Source organism: Clostridium sp. 2218st1_F5_2218SCRN_220325 (assembly GCF_039062665.1).
GTDB lineage: Bacteria > Bacillota > Clostridia > Peptostreptococcales > Peptostreptococcaceae > Intestinibacter.
In genome coordinates this window covers 49,657-67,663 of the sequence record NZ_JBCLNH010000013.1, presented here as the reverse complement: position 1 = coordinate 67,663, position 18,007 = coordinate 49,657, and the positions used below count along the sequence as shown (strand labels likewise).

Annotated in this window: 15 protein-coding genes; 1 reads left to right on the top strand and 14 read right to left on the bottom strand. The window is 29.9% G+C overall.

The features are described 5' to 3' along the window. Nucleotides 1-166: 166 nt before the first annotated feature. The 13 genes from pnp to ABCM86_RS08970 form a co-directional block, all read right to left on the bottom strand. Complete coding sequence (pnp, locus tag ABCM86_RS09030) at nucleotides 167-2,272, bottom strand: polyribonucleotide nucleotidyltransferase (RefSeq protein ID WP_195931863.1); 2,106 nt, start codon at nucleotides 2,270-2,272, stop codon at nucleotides 167-169. Between the two features lie 251 nt (nucleotides 2,273-2,523). Beyond that, complete coding sequence (locus tag ABCM86_RS09025) at nucleotides 2,524-3,366, bottom strand: DegV family protein (RefSeq protein ID WP_195930231.1); 843 nt, start codon at nucleotides 3,364-3,366, stop codon at nucleotides 2,524-2,526. A 116-nt stretch (nucleotides 3,367-3,482) separates the two neighbouring features. Next, nucleotides 3,483-3,737, bottom strand: a complete 255-nt coding sequence (rpsO, locus tag ABCM86_RS09020; RefSeq protein ID WP_195930230.1) for a 30S ribosomal protein S15 — start codon at nucleotides 3,735-3,737, stop codon at nucleotides 3,483-3,485. Nucleotides 3,738-3,846: 109 nt separating this feature from the next. Then, nucleotides 3,847-4,776, bottom strand: a complete 930-nt coding sequence (locus ABCM86_RS09015; protein ID WP_295572685.1) for a bifunctional riboflavin kinase/FAD synthetase — start codon at nucleotides 4,774-4,776, stop codon at nucleotides 3,847-3,849. 28 nt (nucleotides 4,777-4,804) lie between these two features. Next, nucleotides 4,805-5,719, bottom strand: coding sequence for a tRNA pseudouridine(55) synthase TruB (gene truB / locus ABCM86_RS09010; protein WP_295572682.1), 915 nt, complete (start codon nucleotides 5,717-5,719; stop codon nucleotides 4,805-4,807). A 10-nt stretch (nucleotides 5,720-5,729) separates the two neighbouring features. Beyond that, the gene (locus ABCM86_RS09005) at nucleotides 5,730-6,728 is read right to left on the bottom strand and encodes a bifunctional oligoribonuclease/PAP phosphatase NrnA (protein ID WP_295762802.1); all 999 of its coding nucleotides are present in this window, start codon (nucleotides 6,726-6,728) and stop codon (nucleotides 5,730-5,732) included. Beyond that, nucleotides 6,718-7,101 (bottom strand): 30S ribosome-binding factor RbfA, encoded by a 384-nt coding sequence (gene rbfA, locus ABCM86_RS09000; protein ID WP_195930227.1) that lies wholly within the window; start codon nucleotides 7,099-7,101, stop codon nucleotides 6,718-6,720. Before rbfA ends, ABCM86_RS09005 begins: the two co-directional genes overlap by 11 nt. A 21-nt stretch (nucleotides 7,102-7,122) precedes the next feature. Then, on the bottom strand, nucleotides 7,123-9,051 hold the full coding sequence (infB, locus tag ABCM86_RS08995) for a translation initiation factor IF-2 (RefSeq protein WP_195930226.1): 1,929 nt from the start codon (nucleotides 9,049-9,051) through the stop codon (nucleotides 7,123-7,125). 23 nt (nucleotides 9,052-9,074) lie between these two features. Next, entirely contained in the window at nucleotides 9,075-9,383 is a 309-nt protein-coding gene (locus ABCM86_RS08990; RefSeq protein ID WP_195930225.1) for a ribosomal L7Ae/L30e/S12e/Gadd45 family protein, read from the bottom strand. Then, nucleotides 9,373-9,654, bottom strand: a complete 282-nt coding sequence (locus tag ABCM86_RS08985) for a YlxR family protein (RefSeq protein WP_195930224.1) — start codon at nucleotides 9,652-9,654, stop codon at nucleotides 9,373-9,375. Before ABCM86_RS08985 ends, ABCM86_RS08990 begins: the two co-directional genes overlap by 11 nt. A gap of 25 nt (nucleotides 9,655-9,679) precedes the next feature. Next, nucleotides 9,680-10,834 carry a transcription termination factor NusA gene (gene nusA / locus ABCM86_RS08980; RefSeq protein ID WP_195930223.1) on the bottom strand — a complete coding sequence of 385 codons (1,155 nt, stop codon included), beginning with the start codon at nucleotides 10,832-10,834 and terminating at the stop codon, nucleotides 9,680-9,682. A gap of 29 nt (nucleotides 10,835-10,863) precedes the next feature. Further along, nucleotides 10,864-11,325 carry a ribosome maturation factor RimP gene (gene rimP / locus ABCM86_RS08975; protein WP_195930222.1) on the bottom strand — a complete coding sequence of 154 codons (462 nt, stop codon included), beginning with the start codon at nucleotides 11,323-11,325 and terminating at the stop codon, nucleotides 10,864-10,866. A gap of 249 nt (nucleotides 11,326-11,574) precedes the next feature. Then, entirely contained in the window at nucleotides 11,575-15,876 is a 4,302-nt protein-coding gene (locus ABCM86_RS08970) for a PolC-type DNA polymerase III (RefSeq protein WP_343003870.1), read from the bottom strand. Nucleotides 15,877-16,056: 180 nt separating this feature from the next. On the opposite strand from ABCM86_RS08970, the gene ABCM86_RS08965 reads away from it, so the two are divergent. After that, a complete protein-coding gene (locus ABCM86_RS08965; RefSeq protein ID WP_343003869.1) occupies nucleotides 16,057-16,713 on the top strand; it encodes a hypothetical protein in 657 nt (218 codons plus the stop codon). 100 nt (nucleotides 16,714-16,813) lie between these two features. Here ABCM86_RS08965 and ABCM86_RS08960 read toward each other — a convergent pair. Beyond that, the coding region (locus tag ABCM86_RS08960) for an SH3 domain-containing protein (protein ID WP_343003867.1) at nucleotides 16,814-18,007 on the bottom strand (1,194 nt) is incomplete at its 5' end.

The following is an 18,007-nucleotide window of genomic DNA, read 5'->3' as shown; positions in this document are numbered from 1 at the left end:
GTCTTAGAGTCTATACTTTCTTTTTACTTTTTAAGTAAGTGATTTTCTATTTAGTTAATTCATTTACTCGAAATTTAATTTTTTTGTATATAAAAAATCTTTCCCATTTGGGAAAGATTTTTCGTAATATCTAAATTATATTGTAATTTAGACTATATATTTAAATTTATTTATGGTCTTTTTTTGGTTTAGGAAGTAATGCTTTTCTAGATACATTAACTCTTCCTTTTTCATCTATTTCAGTAACTTTAACTTCTACTTCGTCACCTATATTTAATACATCTTCAACTTTATTTACTCTTTCATGAGCTATATGAGATATATGAAGTAGACCTTCTTTGCCTGGAAGTAATTCTACAAAAGCACCAAAGTTAAGTATTCTAGTTACTTTACCTTTATATACTTGTCCTAATTCTATCTCTGCAACTATATCTGATATTTTCTTTTGAGCTAGATCTATCATTTCTTGATCTATACCTGATATAAATACTTCACCAGTTTGTTCTATATCTATTTTAACACCAGTTTCGTCTATTATTTTAGTTATAACTTTTCCACCTGGTCCTATAACATCTCTTATTTTATCTGGGTTTATGTTCATAGTCACTATTTTAGGTGCATATTTAGATAAATGTGGTCTTGGAGCATCTATAGTTTTTCTCATTTCATTTAGTATGTGAAGTCTACCTACTCTAGCTTGTGCAAGAGCTGTTTTTAATATTTCTTCATCTATACCAGCTATTTTTATATCCATTTGTATAGCTGTTATACCGTGTTCTGTACCAGCAACTTTGAAGTCCATATCTCCTAAGTGGTCTTCCATACCTTGTATATCTGAAAGTATAGCTATTTCACCATCTTGTTCTATAAGACCCATTGCTATACCTGCAACCATATCTTTTATAGGTACACCTGCATCTAAAAGTGATAGAGTTGAGCCACAAACACTACCTTGAGAAGTAGAACCATTTGAACTTAATACTTCAGAAACAAGTCTTATAGCATATGGGAACTCTTCTTTTGATGGTATTACTGGAAGTAATGCTCTTTCTGCTAATGCACCGTGACCTATTTCTCTTCTTCCTGGTCCTCTTGATGGTCTAACTTCACCTACAGAATAAGCTGGGAAGTTGTAGTGATGCATATATCTTTTAGATTCTTCTTCATCTAATCCGTCAAGTATTTGAACATCTCCAAGTGCTCCTAGAGTTGTTATTGTCATTACTTGAGTTTGACCTCTTGTAAATAATCCTGAACCATGAGTTCTAGGTATAAATCCACAATCACACCATATTGGTCTTATTTCGTCAGTTTTTCTTGCATCAGGTCTTCTACCTTCATGCACTATCATTTTTCTAACTTCTTCTTTTATTATTTTATCTAAAACAGATACTATATCTCCTTCGAATTCTTCTAATGTTTCTTCATCGAAACTATCTAAGACTTCTACTTTAACAGCATCCATAGCTTCTTGTCTTTCTAATTTTTCGATTACTCTTACAGCTTCTTTCATTTTGTCAGTAGCTAATTCACGAACTTTTGCTTCTATATCTTCATCAGCTTTAGGTTCTATAAATTCCATTTTTTCTTTACCAACTTCAGCTACTATTTCTTCTATAAATGCAACTATTTTTTTGATTTCTTCGTGAGCTGTAAGTATAGCTTCAAGCATTAATGATTCAGGTACTTCATCTGCTCCTGCTTCAACCATCATTACTGCATCTTTTGTTCCTGAAACAGTAAGATGTAGGGAACTTTTTTCTCTTTGTTCTGCAGTAGGATTTATTACTAATGCTCCATCAACAAGTCCAACGTTAACAGATCCTGTTGGTCCATTAAATGGTATTTCTGATATTGATAAAGCTACTGATGAACCTATCATAGCTACTACATCTGGTGTACAGTCTTGGTCTACTGATAATACAGTTGCAACAACTTGTACATCATTTCTAAATCCTTTTGGGAATAGAGGTCTTATAGGTCTATCTATAAGTCTTGATGTAAGAGTAGCTTTTTCAGATGCTTTACCTTCTCTTTTTAAGAATCCACCTGGTATTTTACCTACTGAGTATAATTTTTCTTCATAGTCAACACTTAGAGGGAAGAAATCTACACCATCTCTAGGTTCAGCTGACTTAGAAACGTTAACCATTACCATAGTTTCCCCATATTGAAGTATTGCACTACCACTTGCTAATTGTGCTATTTTGCCTATCTCGACAGACAGTTCTCTGCCTGCTAATTCCATTTTAAAAATTTTATGTTCAAACATTAATGCTTGTACCTCCTCTTATACTAAAACCCTTTTTTCATTCTCTCTAATATATTATCAAAAATATTACAAATAAAAAAGTCTTTATTTTAAAAATGTATACTACAAACTTTTTTAGTTTTAAATATTAAATCGTCATTATTTTGAAATATATTTTGAAATATTTTTGTAGTTTATTTAATATGTATATAAATAAACTATTTATCTCTTATAAACAATAAGGCTTAGTTTTGTTATGTATTTATATATGTTTAATAAGAAGAACTTATAGCTAAAATTTCTGGTCCTGTATGAGAACAAATACAAGATCCTCCTCTTGTTATATAAACTTTCTTAGCATTTATTCTTTTTGATACTTCTTCTTGTAATTTTTTAAAATCAACTTCATTTGATCCATAACCTATAGTTACAATTTTATCTTCTAATTGTCCATTATTTAATTCTAAAATCATATCTACAAGTTTTGAAGCGATTTGCTTAGTCCCCCTCACTTTTGAGACTATTTTATTCTTTCCATCTTGCATTGAGCATATAGGCTTTATGCTAAGCATATTTCCAACAAAAGAAACTACACTTGGTAATCTACCACTTTGTTTTAAATATTCAAGAGTAAAAGGAACAAATAGTAAATTCACACTAGCTCTTAACTTTTCTAATTCTTCAACTATTTCACTAGCACTTAAATCCCCTTCTTCAATTAAGTGGCTCGCTTTTATAATATATTGTCCACTTCCTAATGATAGAAATAAACTATCAAAAATATATATATTCCCTTCAACATCAGCTTTTGCCAAATTAGCACTTTGATATGTACCTGAGGCCTTTGAAGAGCCTGTTATACATATAACATCATAGCCTTCTTTTGTATACTTTTCGAATTTTTCTTTAAAATCGATGTAAGTAACTTGGGATGTCTTCGGTAAACTATTGCTATTATTTAAAATATTATAAAATTCTTCTTTTGTGAAATCTATTCCGTCTTTATACTCCTTACCGTCAATGTTTATTGTCAAGGGTATCATTTCTACAAACTCTTTATTGTTTATTTCTTCTGGAATATCACACATACTGTCATAAATCAGTTTTATTTTCATGATCTAAGCCCCCTTGCTTAAATTTATTATATCTTTATCATATCCATTCCTAGTATCTTAAATACAAAAAAAGCAAGTATTTACGTATACCTGCTTTTTAGTCAAAAGTAATAAAACTATTTTCTTAAACCTAATTTAGCTATTAAAGCTCTGTAACCTTCAAGGTCTTTTTCTTTTAGGTAAGCTAATAAGTTTCTTCTTCTACCAACCATTTTTAAAAGTCCTCTTCTTGAATGGTGGTCTTTTTTGTGAACTCTTAAGTGGTCGTTTAGTTCATTTATTCTAGCTGTTAATAAAGCTATTTGTACTTCTGGAGAACCAGTATCTCCTTCTTTTCTTCCGAATTCTTTGATTATATCTTGTTTGTTCATCTTTTGATGTACCTCCGTTTATTTTTTTAATAAGCGCCATTTACTAAGCATTGATTGGAGTATTCAAATCCCGAGTAATGGTTAACTTCCTTGTCTATTTTATCATAAGTTAATTACTTTTGCAAATATACTTTTCATATATTTTTTTTGTATCTTTTTTTAGTTGTTCTTTTAATCCATCTAGAGAGTCAAATTTCTTTTCATCTCTAAGTCTTTCCAAAAATTCGATTTTTATAGTTTCACCATAAATATCTTGACTAAATTCTAATATATGAGTTTCAATTGATAATTTTTCTACTCTCACAGTCGGATTGAATCCTATATTTGTAGCACCCATATAAACTTTATCCTTAATATAAACTTTTGTAGCGTATATTCCCGGTCTAGGCAGTATCAAATTTTCTTTGAATTTTAGGTTTGCTGTTGGAAATCCTATAGTTCTACCTAATTGTTTTCCTCCAATAACTTTACCTTCTACGATATAATTATGTCCTAAATATTCCTTTACATTTTCAACTTTACCCTGAGCCAGTAAATTTCTTATATATGTGCTACTAACTCTTATATTATTTATTTTTATTGGTTTTACTATTTCTACATCGAAATCATATTCTCCGCCTAATGCCTTCAATAAAATCGCATCTCCTTCTTTATTTCTTGCAAAGGTAAAATCATGACCCACATATATTTTTTTTGCATTTAATTTTTTTACTAAAATATTTTCTACAAAATCTATAGCCGATATCTTTGTCATATATTCATCAAATGGAAGATTTATGACAATATCAACCCCTAAGTTTTTCATAGTAGTTATTTTATCTTTATTAGTAATAATTTTTCTTACCTTTTCACGTTCAAAAAAATTGGCTGGATGATTTGAAAAGGTAAATACTACACTTTTCATGTTATTTTTTTTAGCATACTGAACAGTCTTTTCTATAAGAACTTTATGTCCCTTGTGAAGACCGTCAAACTTGCCAATCGTGACAACACTTTTATTTATTTGTTCCAATTCTTCTAAAGATGTTATAATTCTCATTATCTTTTCCCCACCGAAATATTATTTACTATATAAAGAGTTTATCACTTTTTAACATCATAGTGTTATTATCTTTTATGATTTTTCCTACACCTACAAAAATATCTTCACAATAAACTCTGACAAGATTGTCGTCATTATTGTTGTCTTTTGATTTTTTTATAGCAAATCTTCTTGAATCAATAGCTCCACCATTGATGTAATATTTTTTTGCACTAGGATTTAATTCTGCTCTTTGAAGGTTATTTAAAACATAATCTATATCGTATAGATGTTCTTCTAGACATCCATTTTCTTTTAGTTGTTCTAATTCTTCTAGAGTTATCGAATTTTCTAGATTGAATCTTCCTGATGAAGTTCTAAGTAAGAAAGACATATGTCCTCCACAATTTAAATACTCTCCTATATCATGACATATACTTCTTACATAAGTTCCCTTTGAACATTCTACATAAAAAGTTATTTTATTTTGAGATATATTTAAAATGTCTATTTTTTTAATATTTACTTTTCTTGGTTTTATGTCTATTGAATCTGCCTTCCCTTTTCTAGCTAAATCACACATTTTTTGTCCATTTATCTTTAATGCTGAATATACAGGGGGAAGTTGTTCTATCTCACCTTCTTGTGATTTAAAGGCTTCTCTTATTTTTGACTCTTCTATGTTTAAATCGTCATTTCTATATAAAATAGTCCCTGATGAATCGTATGTGTCAGTTTCTATTCCTAATGTCAATTCACAAATATAAGACTTATCTTTATTTAAGATAAGCTCACTTACTTTAGTCGCCCTTCCTAAACATATAGGAAGTACTCCTGCTGCATCTGGATCTAATGTTCCTGTATGGCCAACTTTTTTCATATTTAATGTTCTTCTAACGCAACTTACTACGTCATGAGATGTCATTCCTGTTGGCTTTAAAATATTAATAATTTTATTCATTATATCATCCTTAAATATATTTTAAAGTCTCAGCTACTACCATCTTAGTTGCATTTTCTATAGTTTCATTAAATACAGTTAATCCAGCAGCTCTTATGTGACCTCCGCCATTAAATACTTTTGCAATATGGCTTACGTCAACATAATTTTTAGATCTAAGACTTATTTTTATTTCATTTGAAGATTTTTCTTTTACTAAAATTCCTACTTCGACATTTTCGATATCTCTACAATAAGGCGTAATACCATCAGTATCTTTAAAGCTTATATTGTTTCTAGTTAACATATCTTGAGTCAATGTTATAACAGCAATCTTAGTATCTATTATATCTAATGTATTTAGTGCTTCTCCCAATAATTTATAATAATTATAAGGATTATTGCCATAAACTTCACAGATAACTTTATTTGTCTCAGCTCCTAATATTAAAAGGTCTTTTGCCATATCAAAAGTACTAGGGTGAGTATTTGAATAAGTAAATTTACCTGTATCTGTTACTACACCTGTATATAGTGCAGTTGCAATTTTTTTATCTATAACTTGTGTATTTTGAGTTTCATTTATTCTCTTAAATAAATTATATACAAGTTCACAAGTCGAAGATGCTTCAGGTACTACATAATTTATATCACCATAATTATCATTGCTTGCATGGTGGTCTATACATATTAACTTTTTAGAGTTTTCTATTAAAGTTTTATCTATACATATTCTATCTAAATCACCACAGTCTAAAGAAATTAAATTAAATTCGTTTAAATTTAATTTAATGAACTCCTCAGAACTTAAAATTTCTATGTCTTTTAATAAAAATTTTAAGTTAATAGGAGTATCATCATCTAAAACATAGTACACTTCTTTATTTATAGATTTTAAATAATAATACATAGATAAAGTAGAACCTATATTATCTCCATCTGGATTTACATGAGAGGTAACTATAAAATAGTTACCCTCATCAATACAATTAATTATTTTGTCCATGTTTTCATACATGTTATTCACCATCTTTTTCGTTTTCTTCTGATGAATCTTTATATCCATTGTTTACTTTCTTTATTAATTCGTCCATGTACATTCCTTTTAATAAAGAATCATCTATTTTGAATATAATCTCTGGAGTATGTCTTATTTTTATGCTTTTTCCAACTTCTCTTCTTATATATCCACATGCACTTTTTAAGCCTTCAAGTGTAGATTCTTCATCTCCACCTAATATACTTACATAAACATATGCATAACTTAAGTCACTTGTAACTTCAACATCAGTTACACTAACTAAAGAATTTATTCTTGGATCTTTTATTCCATTAATAAGCATTGTGCTTACTATTTTTCTAATTTCTTCTGCTATTCTGCGTGTTCTATTATTTGATGCCATTATATCAACCTCTTTTGTTAATTATAGTTCTCTTTTTACTTCCTTTTGAACGTAAGCTTCTACTATATCGCCTACTTTTATGTCATTGTAATTAACAAAGCTCATACCACATTCATAACCACTATTTACTTCTTTTACGTCGTCTTTGAATCTCTTAAGAGCTAATAATTCACATTCTTGAATTATAATACCATCTCTAACTATTCTAACTTTGCAGTTTCTATATATTTTACCACTTGTTACGTAGCATCCTGCAACAGCTCCAACACCTGAAATTTTGTATACTTCTCTTATTTCAGCTTTTCCTGTATCTTCATCTCTTAATTCTGGGTCTAGTAAACCGCTCATAGCAGCTTGTATATCTTCTATAGCTTTGTAAATTATTGTGTATGTTCTTATGTCAACACCTTCTTTATCAGCTAAAGATTCAGCACCAGATACTGGTCTTACGTTAAATCCTATTATTATAGCGTTTGATGCAGCAGCTAATAATACGTCTGATTCATTTATTGCACCAACACCACCGTGGATTACTCTTACGTTAACTTCTTCAGTTGATAATTTTTCAAGTGATTGTTTTACAGCTTGAACAGAACCTTGAACGTCTGCTTTTATTACTACATTTAAGTCTTTTACTTGACCTTCATTCATTTGGTTGAATAAATCGTCAAGTGACATTCTTTGAGAAGATTTAAGCATTTCTTCTCTTTGTATTAATTGTCTCTTTTCAGAAACACTTCTTGCTATTTTATCAGTTGGAACAGCAACAAATTGATCTCCACCTTGTGGTACTTCAGATAGACCTAATATTTCTACTGCAGTCGATGGACCAGCTTGTTTAACTCTTTTTCCTTTAGCGTTTATCATAGCTCTTACTTTACCAGCAGCTACACCAGCAACTATAGGATCTCCAACTTTTAATGTTCCACCTTGAACTAATACTGTAGCAACAGGACCTCTTGCTTTATCAAGTTGAGCTTCTATTACTGTACCTACAGCTCTTTTATTAGGATTAGCTCTTAATTCTTCCATTTCTGCAACTAATAGAACCATTTCTAATAATGTGTCTATATTTTCGTTTTTCTTAGCAGAAACTTCTACAGATATTACTGATCCACCCCAGTCTTCTACTAATAATCCTTCGTCAGCTAATTCTTTTTTAACTTTGTCTGGATTTGCACCTGGTTTATCTATTTTATTTATTGCTACTATTAGTGGTACACCTGCTGCATTAGCATGGTTTATAGCTTCTATTGTTTGAGGCATTATACCATCATCTGCTGCAACTACTAATATTGCTATATCTGTAACTTGAGCACCTCTAGCTCTCATAGATGTGAAAGCTTCGTGTCCTGGTGTATCTAAGAATACTATTTTTTGTCCGTTTATAGATACTTCAGATGCACCTATATGTTGAGTTATTCCACCTGCTTCGCTTGATGTTACACGAGTATTTCTTATAGCATCAAGTAATGATGTTTTACCGTGGTCAACGTGTCCCATTACTGTTACTACTGGTGGCCTAGGTTGTAAATCTTCTTCTTTATCTTCTTGAATTTGCATTAATTTTTCTATTTCTTCTTCTGCATCTTCATCATTTCCTGCAACAACTAAATTAAATCCATTTTTTTGTGCTAATAATGATGCTACTTCAAAAGTAACTTCTTGGTTTATTGTAGCCATAGTTCCCATTTTCATAAGTTCCATTATTACTTCTGAAACTGATTTTCCTATAGCATCAGCTAAGTTTTGAACTGTTAAAGGTCCATCTATGCTGATTGTTTCTCCATTTTCTTCTCTTAATAAATCTAATACTAATTGAGCATCATCTTCATCTATTTCTGTATTTTCGTCTTCTATTTCTATTCCTAATTCAGCTAACTTAGCTATAACTTCTTTATTTGAGACTTTTGCCTCTTTTGCGATTTGGTTTATTCTTGTATTTGCCACAAGATCACCCCCTATTAAATTTTTTATTGCATAAGTTCAGTTATCTTTGAAGCTAAAGATTTATCTTTTATTCCAATAACTGCTCTTGGTGATTTTCCTATAGCTAAACCAAGCTCTACTTTTGTTGAAAAGTAGATTTGGTTTATTTTTCTATAAGATGATTTATCTTTAAATAATTTTTTAGTATTTTCTGAAGCATCATCTGCCACAATTACTAAACTTATCTTTCCTTTTTTTAATTCTTTTAATGTAGTGTCGTCTCCTGATACTACTTGCCCAGCTCTCATAGCTAGACCTATATAAGAATAAATTTTTTGTTTATTATTTATCATAAGATTCTAACTCCGCTAATAATTTTTCATATACTTCATCAGAAACTTCTACTTTAAAAGCTCTATTTAAAGCCTTTGTTTTTATTGCTTTTTTAAGACATTCAGTGTCTTTACATATATAGGCACCTCTACCGTTTGCCCTACCAGATGGATCTAAAAATATTTCGCCTTCTTTGTTTTTAACAATTCTCATAAGCTCTTTTTTAGAGTCTCTATCTTGACATACTATGCATTTTCTTTGAGGTATTTTTTTTACTTTTTTCAAAGCCATCCCTCCTTTAACTATATTAGACTTATTATTCTTGGTCTAAGTCTATATTTTCAGAATCTAACTCTATATCTTGAACTGGTAATTCTATATCTTCTTCAACAAAATCTGTGCTTTCTAAAGCTTCTTGAGCTTCCATTTCTTCTTTCATTTGAGATACGCTTTTTATATCTATTTTCCAGTTAGTAAGTTTTGCTGCAAGTCTTGCATTTTGACCAGATTTACCAATTGCTAAAGATAATTGATAATCAGGAACTACTACTAAAGCTGTTTTTTCTTCTTCGTTTATTTCAACTTTTTCAACTTTTGATGGACTAAGTGATGCTGATATGAATTCAGCTGGATCATCACTGTAGTTTATTATGTCTATTTTTTCTCCGCCTAATTCATCTACTACAGCTTTAACTCTAGTACCTTTAGGTCCAACACATGCTCCGATTGGATCTATTTTTTCGTCTATTGATTGAACTGCTATTTTAGTTCTTGAACCAGCTTCTCTTGATACTGATTTTATTTGAACTAAACCTTCGAATATTTCTACTACTTGCATTTCAAATAATCTCTTAACAAGACCTGGATGACTTCTTGATACTACTATTTGAGGTCCTTTATTAGTCTTTTTAACTTCTAATATATATACTTTTATTTTTTGTCCAGCTTTATACTCTTCACCAGGTATTTGTTCGTTTTCTGGCATAGAAGCTTCTATTTTACCTACGTTAACATAAACAGTTTTTGAAGTAGCTCTAGCTATTTCTCCTGTAACTATTTCGCTTTCTTTTTCGATAAATTCGTTGTATACTATTTCTCTTTCAGCTTCTCTTATTCTTTGAACAACTACTTGTTTAGCTGTTTGAGCTGCTATTCTACCGAAATCTTTAGGAGTTACTTCGTTTTCTATTATGTCTCCTAATTGATAACTTGGGTCTATTTTTATAGCATCTGCTAATTCTATTTCTAAGAAAGTATCGTATAAGTCTGACTCATCAACTACTCTTCTTTGAGAGTAAACTCTAACTTCTCCACCTTCTCTATCTACTGATACTCTAACATTTTGAGCAGATCCAAAGTTCTTTTTATAAGCAGTTAAAAGTGCTTGTTCTATTGTGTCTATTATAACTTCTTTGTCGATCCCTCTGTCTTTTTCTAATTCGTCTAACGCTTCCATAAATTCGTGATTCATTGTTTATTCCTCCCTAATTAATGTTATCACTAAAATTTGATAGCTAGTTTGATTACTGCAACGTCTTTTTTATCAAACTCAACTTCATTGTCATCTATTATTACTTTGATTTTTTTGTCTTCAGTTAAACCTACAAGTTCTCCTTCAAGTTGTTTTGTACCATTTAAAGGTTTGTATAATTTAACTTCTACATCTCTTCCTGCATATCTTTCAAAGTCTTTATCTTTTTTAAGTGGTCTATCAAGACCTGGTGAACATACTTCTAAGAAGTAGTTGTCTTTTATTGGGTCTTTTTCATCTAATATTGGATTTAATTCTCTTGATACATCTGCACAGTCATCTAAGCTTATTCCACCTTCTTTTTCAAGGTAAATTCTTAGATAAAATTGTCCAGCTTCTTTTACGTACTCAATATCTACTATTTCTATGTTTTTAGCATCGACAATTGGTTGTACTAATGCTTCTATTGTAGATTCTATGTTCTTTTTCATGTGTGCCTTGCCTCCTATTCAGTTGTATTATAACATATTTAAAATAAAAGAGTGAGAACAATTGCCTCACTCTTATCTTCTGCATATACTATTTTTCTATTACTATAACATAAATTTTTTTTATTTACAAGACTTTATAAATAAATGTGTTTTCAACTCTATATATTTTACAATATTTTTTAAATCTTGTACACATATTTTATCTTTTTTCACAAAATTATGTCAAGCCCCTAAAATTCATATTTTTATTTAAAATAATGATAATTGATTTTTTTCACTCATATTGTTTAATGAACCATGATTAGAAAGAGTCTCAACTACTGTTTTAGATATCTTTGTTCTCTTTCTCAAATCTTCTTTTGAAATAAATTCTCCGTTCTCTCTTTCATTTTGAATATTAATAGCTGCATTTTCACCAACCCCTTGTAGAGCTATCATAGGTGGCAGTATTGTAGTATCATCCACTACTATAAATTTAGTTGCATCTGATTTATAAATATCAACTGGTATTATTTTTATTTTTCTAGCATACATCTCTAGTGCAACTTCAAGTACAGTAAGCATTGTTTTGTCTTTTGCAGTTGCATCATTTCCAAGCTCGTGGATTTCTTGTATCTTTTGTTTTATGCTGTCTAACCCTTTTACGATTAAATCTGCATCAAAATCCTGTGCTTTAGTCGTGAAATATGTTGCATAAAAAGCTGCAGGATAGTGAACTTTATAATATGCAAGTCTAAACGACATCATTACATATGCAACTGCATGGGCTTTAGGGAACATGTATTTTATCTTTTGACATGAATCAATATACCACTGTGGCACATCATGTTTATTCATCTCCTCTATAAATTCAGGCTTTAGTCCTTTACCTTTTCTTACATTTTCCATTATTGTAAACGCCATCTTAGGTGGAAGTCCTTTAAATAGTAAGTAGTTCATTATATCGTCACGCGTAGATATAACGTCTTTAAATTCAACGATTTTATCCACAACTAAATCCTGTGCATTATTTAGCCAAACGTCAGTACCATGTGAAAGCCCAGATATACGCACAAGTTCTGCAAATGTAGTTGGTTTCGTATCAAGAAGCATCTGTCTAACGAAAGATGTACCGAATTCTGGTATAGCTAAAGAACCTATTGGACAGTTTATTTCCTCTGGTGTTACATCTAATGCCTCTGTTGATGTAAATATAGACATAGTCTCCTTATCATCAAGAGGTATAGTAGTTGCATCAAGACCTGTAATATCTTCTATCATTCTTATTATGGTCGGAACGTCGTGACCTAGTATATCTAGTTTTAATATCCTACCACTTATAGAGTGATAATCGAAGTGCGTTGTTATAACGCCACAATTCACGTCATTTGCTGGGTATTGTATAGGTGTAATATCGTATACTTCTTTATAATTTGGTATAACCATAACTCCGCCTGGATGTTGTCCTGATGTTCTCTTGACTCCTGTGCATCCTTTTGCAAGTCTTAAAACTTCTGCTCCAGTTACATCTAAGTCGTTTTCTTCTACGTATTTTTTAGCATATCCATATGCAGTCTTATCTGCTACTGTACCTATAGTTCCCGCTCTATATACATGACCTTCACCGAATAGCTCTTCTGTATATTTGTGTATTACAGGTTGGTAACTACCAGAGAAGTTAAGGTCTATATCTGGCTCTTTATCTCCTTCAAATCCTAAGAAAACTTCAAAAGGTATATCGTGTCCGTCTTTTTTTAATTTTCGTCCACATTTAGGACAATCTTTATCTGGTAAGTCTACTCCTGAGCCCCATTCCCCAACTGCATAGAAATATGAATATTTACAATCTTCATTTTCACAAATATAATGAGCCGGAAGTGGATTAACTTCTGTTATATCACTCATTGTCGCAGCAAGTGATGAACCAACAGATCCCCTAGACCCAACTAGATATCCATCTGCTAATGATTTTGTAACTAGCTTTTGTGCGATAATATACATAACAGCATATCCATTGCTTATTATAGAGTTTAGTTCTCTATCTAGTCTTTTCTTAACAACGTCTGGAAGCGGATCTCCATAAATCCTAGTTGCTTTGTTATAGCACATCTCCCTAAGCTCTGTATCAGAACCTTCTATTACTGGAGGGAATGTTTCATTTGGTATTGGTAAAAAGTCCTCAACCATATCTGCAACTTTATTTGAATTTTCAACTACAACTTCATATGCCAGTTCTTCACCTAAATACTTAAATTCTTCTAACATTTCATCTGTAGTTCTAAAATGTAGATAAGTTTCTTCATCATCTACTCCAAACCCTTGAGCATATTTAAGAACTCGTCTAAATACAGCTTCGTGTTTTTCTATAAAGTGAACATCACCTGTAGCTACTGGAATTTTATTAAATTTCTTAGCCACTTCAATCATTCTTCTATTTAAATCTCTAAGTTCATCTTCGTCTTTTACTTCGCCATTTCTAATCATAAATCGATTATTGTCAATCGGCATTACTTCTATATAATCGTATAAGTCTATTATTTCTTTTATTTCATCGTCATTTTTATTTTGTTTAACAGCTTGGAACACTTCTCCAGCTTCACAAGCCGAACCTACTATAATACCTTCTTTATGTTCTAAAAGTACACTTTTTAATATTCTAGGTGCTCTATAAAAATGATTTACATGGGCATCAGATACTATTTTATATAAATTCTTAATACCAGCTAAATTTTGAGCAATTAATGTAATATGTTTTGTTTTTAATTTAGTGTAATCTATACCACCTAGCACTTCATTTACATCACTTAGTTTTTTAGCGCCCTTTTTCTCAAGCATATCTAAAAATTTAATAAATATTTGTGCAGTTGCCGCAGCATCATCTACAGCTCTATGGTGGTTGTGAAGTGGTACACCAAGTTCTTTTGTAAGGTTGTTTAATTTAAAACGCTTTAAATGTGGAAGAAGGATTCTAGCAAGCATAAGAGTATCTACACTCTTATTTTTAAATTCTATATTCATCTCCTTACATTTTTGGTTTATAAATCCTATATCGAACTCTGCATTATGTGCAACTAACACACTATCTCCTACAAACTCCATAAACCTAGGTAAAATTTCTTCTATTGTAGGTTTATCTTTTATTAAATCATTAGTTATACCTGTTAATTCTTGAACTTTATAAGATATATCTTTTTCTGGATTTATAAGTTCATTAAATCTATCTACTATTTCAAAGTTTTTAACTTTTACTGCTCCGATTTCTGTTATTTTATCATTTTTATTTGAGAAGCCTGTAGTTTCTAAGTCGAATACTACAAATGTCTGAGATAGATCTTTGTCATTTGCATCTCTAATAATTGGTGCATTATCTTCTACTAAATATCCTTCTACACCATATAAGATTTTTATTCCATTGGCCTTTCCTGCATCCATTGCCTCTGGGAAAGCTTGAACTACACCATGGTCGGTTATAGCTATGGCTTTATGCCCCCATGTAGCAGCTTGTTTTACAAGTTTTTTAGTATTGCATAGTGCATCCATAGAAGACATTTGAGTGTGAGCATGAAGCTCTACACGTTTTTTGTCGCTAGTATCTACTCTAGGTTTCTTTTCTTCTAATCTTATACCACTTATCGTCATTGTAAGTTCTCTTTTGAAGATATCGTAAATTACATCTCCTTTAATCCTTACATAACTTCCTTCACTTATTTTACTTAATACTTTATCTTGATTTAAGTCGTTTAAGAATAATTTACAACTGATTGAACTTGTATTATCAGTTATATCAGCTATAAGCAGTATTTTCCCATTTTTTAATTCTTTTATCTCAATGTTAAATATCTCTCCAGTTATACAAACAGTCTTTGAATTTTTATTTATATCGCAAATATGTTCAAATAGTGCATTGACATTTTCACCGTAGATTATATTTTCATCTTCTACTTCTTCTTTTATAACGTATTTATCTTCTTCATCATCTTTTACTTTTTTCGGAGATGAAATTTGCATTTCTCTAACTTTTTCTTCCATCTCTTTATCCATTTTTTCGAGAATCTTTTTAATATCTACCTTTTCATCTACAGCTTTTTCTAAAATTACTTTTAAATCTATAGAAAACTCTTCTAAAAATACATGTCTAATTATATATTCACAGTTTTTAGATTTTAAACTATCGTATATCATAGACTTTGGTATTTTTATTTTTAAAGTATCGTCTATACACATATACTCTACATTATGTTTCCATCCTTCTATAGCAGGTGATAAGTCTTTTAATATGTGTAATATATTATCCCAATTTTTCTTAACTATATCTTTATTAGATTTACGAGATAGTCCGTTATATCTCATTTTAATTCTTATATCAGAAAAATAATCTAATTCTTCTAGTAAAGCTTCTCTAAGTGATGATAAAATGTCATAAGAAATAATTTCTTTAGATGATAAATATATATAAAAAATCTTATTTTCTTTATAATATACTACTTTTGTAACAAGTACATCACTCAACTTTTTATATAAAAAATCATTTTTGATTTCTAATTTCTTTAAATAGTCTTTTATACTATCCATTTATGACATCTCCTTTCATCTCAATTTTCTATTCTTTTTAAAGTAAAATTATATCATATTTTGGGTTAGGTTTTAAGGTCTTGAATTTTTTAAAATAATTTATATTTTTTTTCGTGGATTAGCTCTTTTTTGAAACTTTTTAATATTATATAAATAAGGACTTATATTTGGAGGTATGCTATGACTTGCTCAAATATATATGATTTAAGAAAGATACCTATTTATTATGAAGAATTAAAAGGTAAAAAAATTTTTACAAAGTCTTTATCTGAGATGGATGTAGATAAAAAATTAGTTCATATACTTTATTATAAAAAATACAATATTCCTATTTGTTCTCTTCCTAAACTAGGTATAGTTATTATTTCTCAAAAAGGATTTTTATCATTTTGCTATAATTTCTATCTATTTATAAATTCGTTTAATACTAAAAATATTCTTATCACAAAGCAAAATATATATTCCATAGGAAAGGTAGCCCTATGCCATGAAATAGGGCATATTTTGGACCCAGATTTATCAAATATAAAATCTCATTCTATTAAAATCATAACTTCAATAGCTGAAACTATAAAAAAATATAATATTGATTTGGAAGATGAATATTATTATAAAAAAAATTTACCATTAGAACTTGAAGATTGTATTATAAAATTTAAAAAGAATAGTATTGCTAGAGAAATAAATGCATGGAATATAGGAAAAACTATTTTAGATTTTGAAAGCGAACTTGAACAATATATTTTTGAAAAAATGAAGGAGTATGCCTTAGCAACATATAACTATGGTAATCTAAAAAATATCGTAATTGAAAATAATATAAAATCTCTATGTTAGATTTTGATAAATTTCTTCTAAATCAAAAAGGAAGATCTCATAAAGTAGATCTTCCTTTTTATTTTGTGTTTATTTAACGCCCCGAATTTTAAATTACTTTTTATTTATATTTAGGTATTAAGTACTCTAAACGAGCATTTCCATCGTAATAAGGTACTATGTTATTCATTACACGTCCTATTGAATTAGCCCAGTTTACATCTGTTGCATATTGATGGCCTGTATTGTAACTCCATCTCATTTTATATAAAGTATTTTGTTTGTATTTGCTGTTATGTATATAGTTTCCTGCTATCCATTGTGCTGAACCTTCTATAGTTTTATCAATTGAAGTCCATCCCTTTTGATATGCATAATTGGCAGCTGACGGTACAGCTGTTCCATCAAATGCAGATATCCCAAAGAAGTTATAAACTTTTACCTGTTCACCTGAAGGTGTAGTTACATAAACTCCTTGAGCAAGAGTAGACGAACCATATCCAGTTTCAACCATAGATGCTGCTACTAAATAAGTTACATCTAAATTATATTTTTTAGCCGCATCTATAAAGGCTTGTCCTTTATTTAAAAATACGCTATTTGATTTACAGTATTTTGAGAAGAATTGATTTAATTCACTTGCAGTTATTCCCTCACGATACTTATCTATTCTTAAAAATTGAAGTTTTCCTGTAGCATTTGTACTAAATGTCTCAGGGTTTAGATATTTACTTAAATCTTCTCTAGTAGCTTTTACATAAGCTGATGAATTTGAATAATTAGTTGATAAATTTGCTCTTATCTTATTAAATCCTTGTAGAGATAATTTATATTCATAATCCACCATAGTCGAGAATGAACAATTTACATTTTCAAATGTACCTGTAATGCTTCCTGTATTGGAATCGTTATTTTCTGAATCTGCTTCTAGCTTATCAACTAAGTATTTATTAGATACATAAGCGTATTCATCATTGTATTTAATTTTTGCCCATTCTTTATCTTCTGATATATTAACTACTTTCACTTCTTGTCCATATTTATAAGTCGTTAATATTTCATAAGTAGTATCAGGTCCACTTCTTACGTTTAATGTTGTTGCATTTACATATTTTATTTGTATAGTTTCAACTTTTTTATCACTTAGATATTCTGCTGAAACATATCCTATCTCATCATTGTGTTTTATTTTTGCCCAATTATTTTCTATTGATATAACTTTTACTTCATCATTTTGCTTTAATGTATCTATTATGCTATAAGTTGTACTTGGTCCACTTCTTACATTTAATGTTGTTGCATTTACATATTTTAT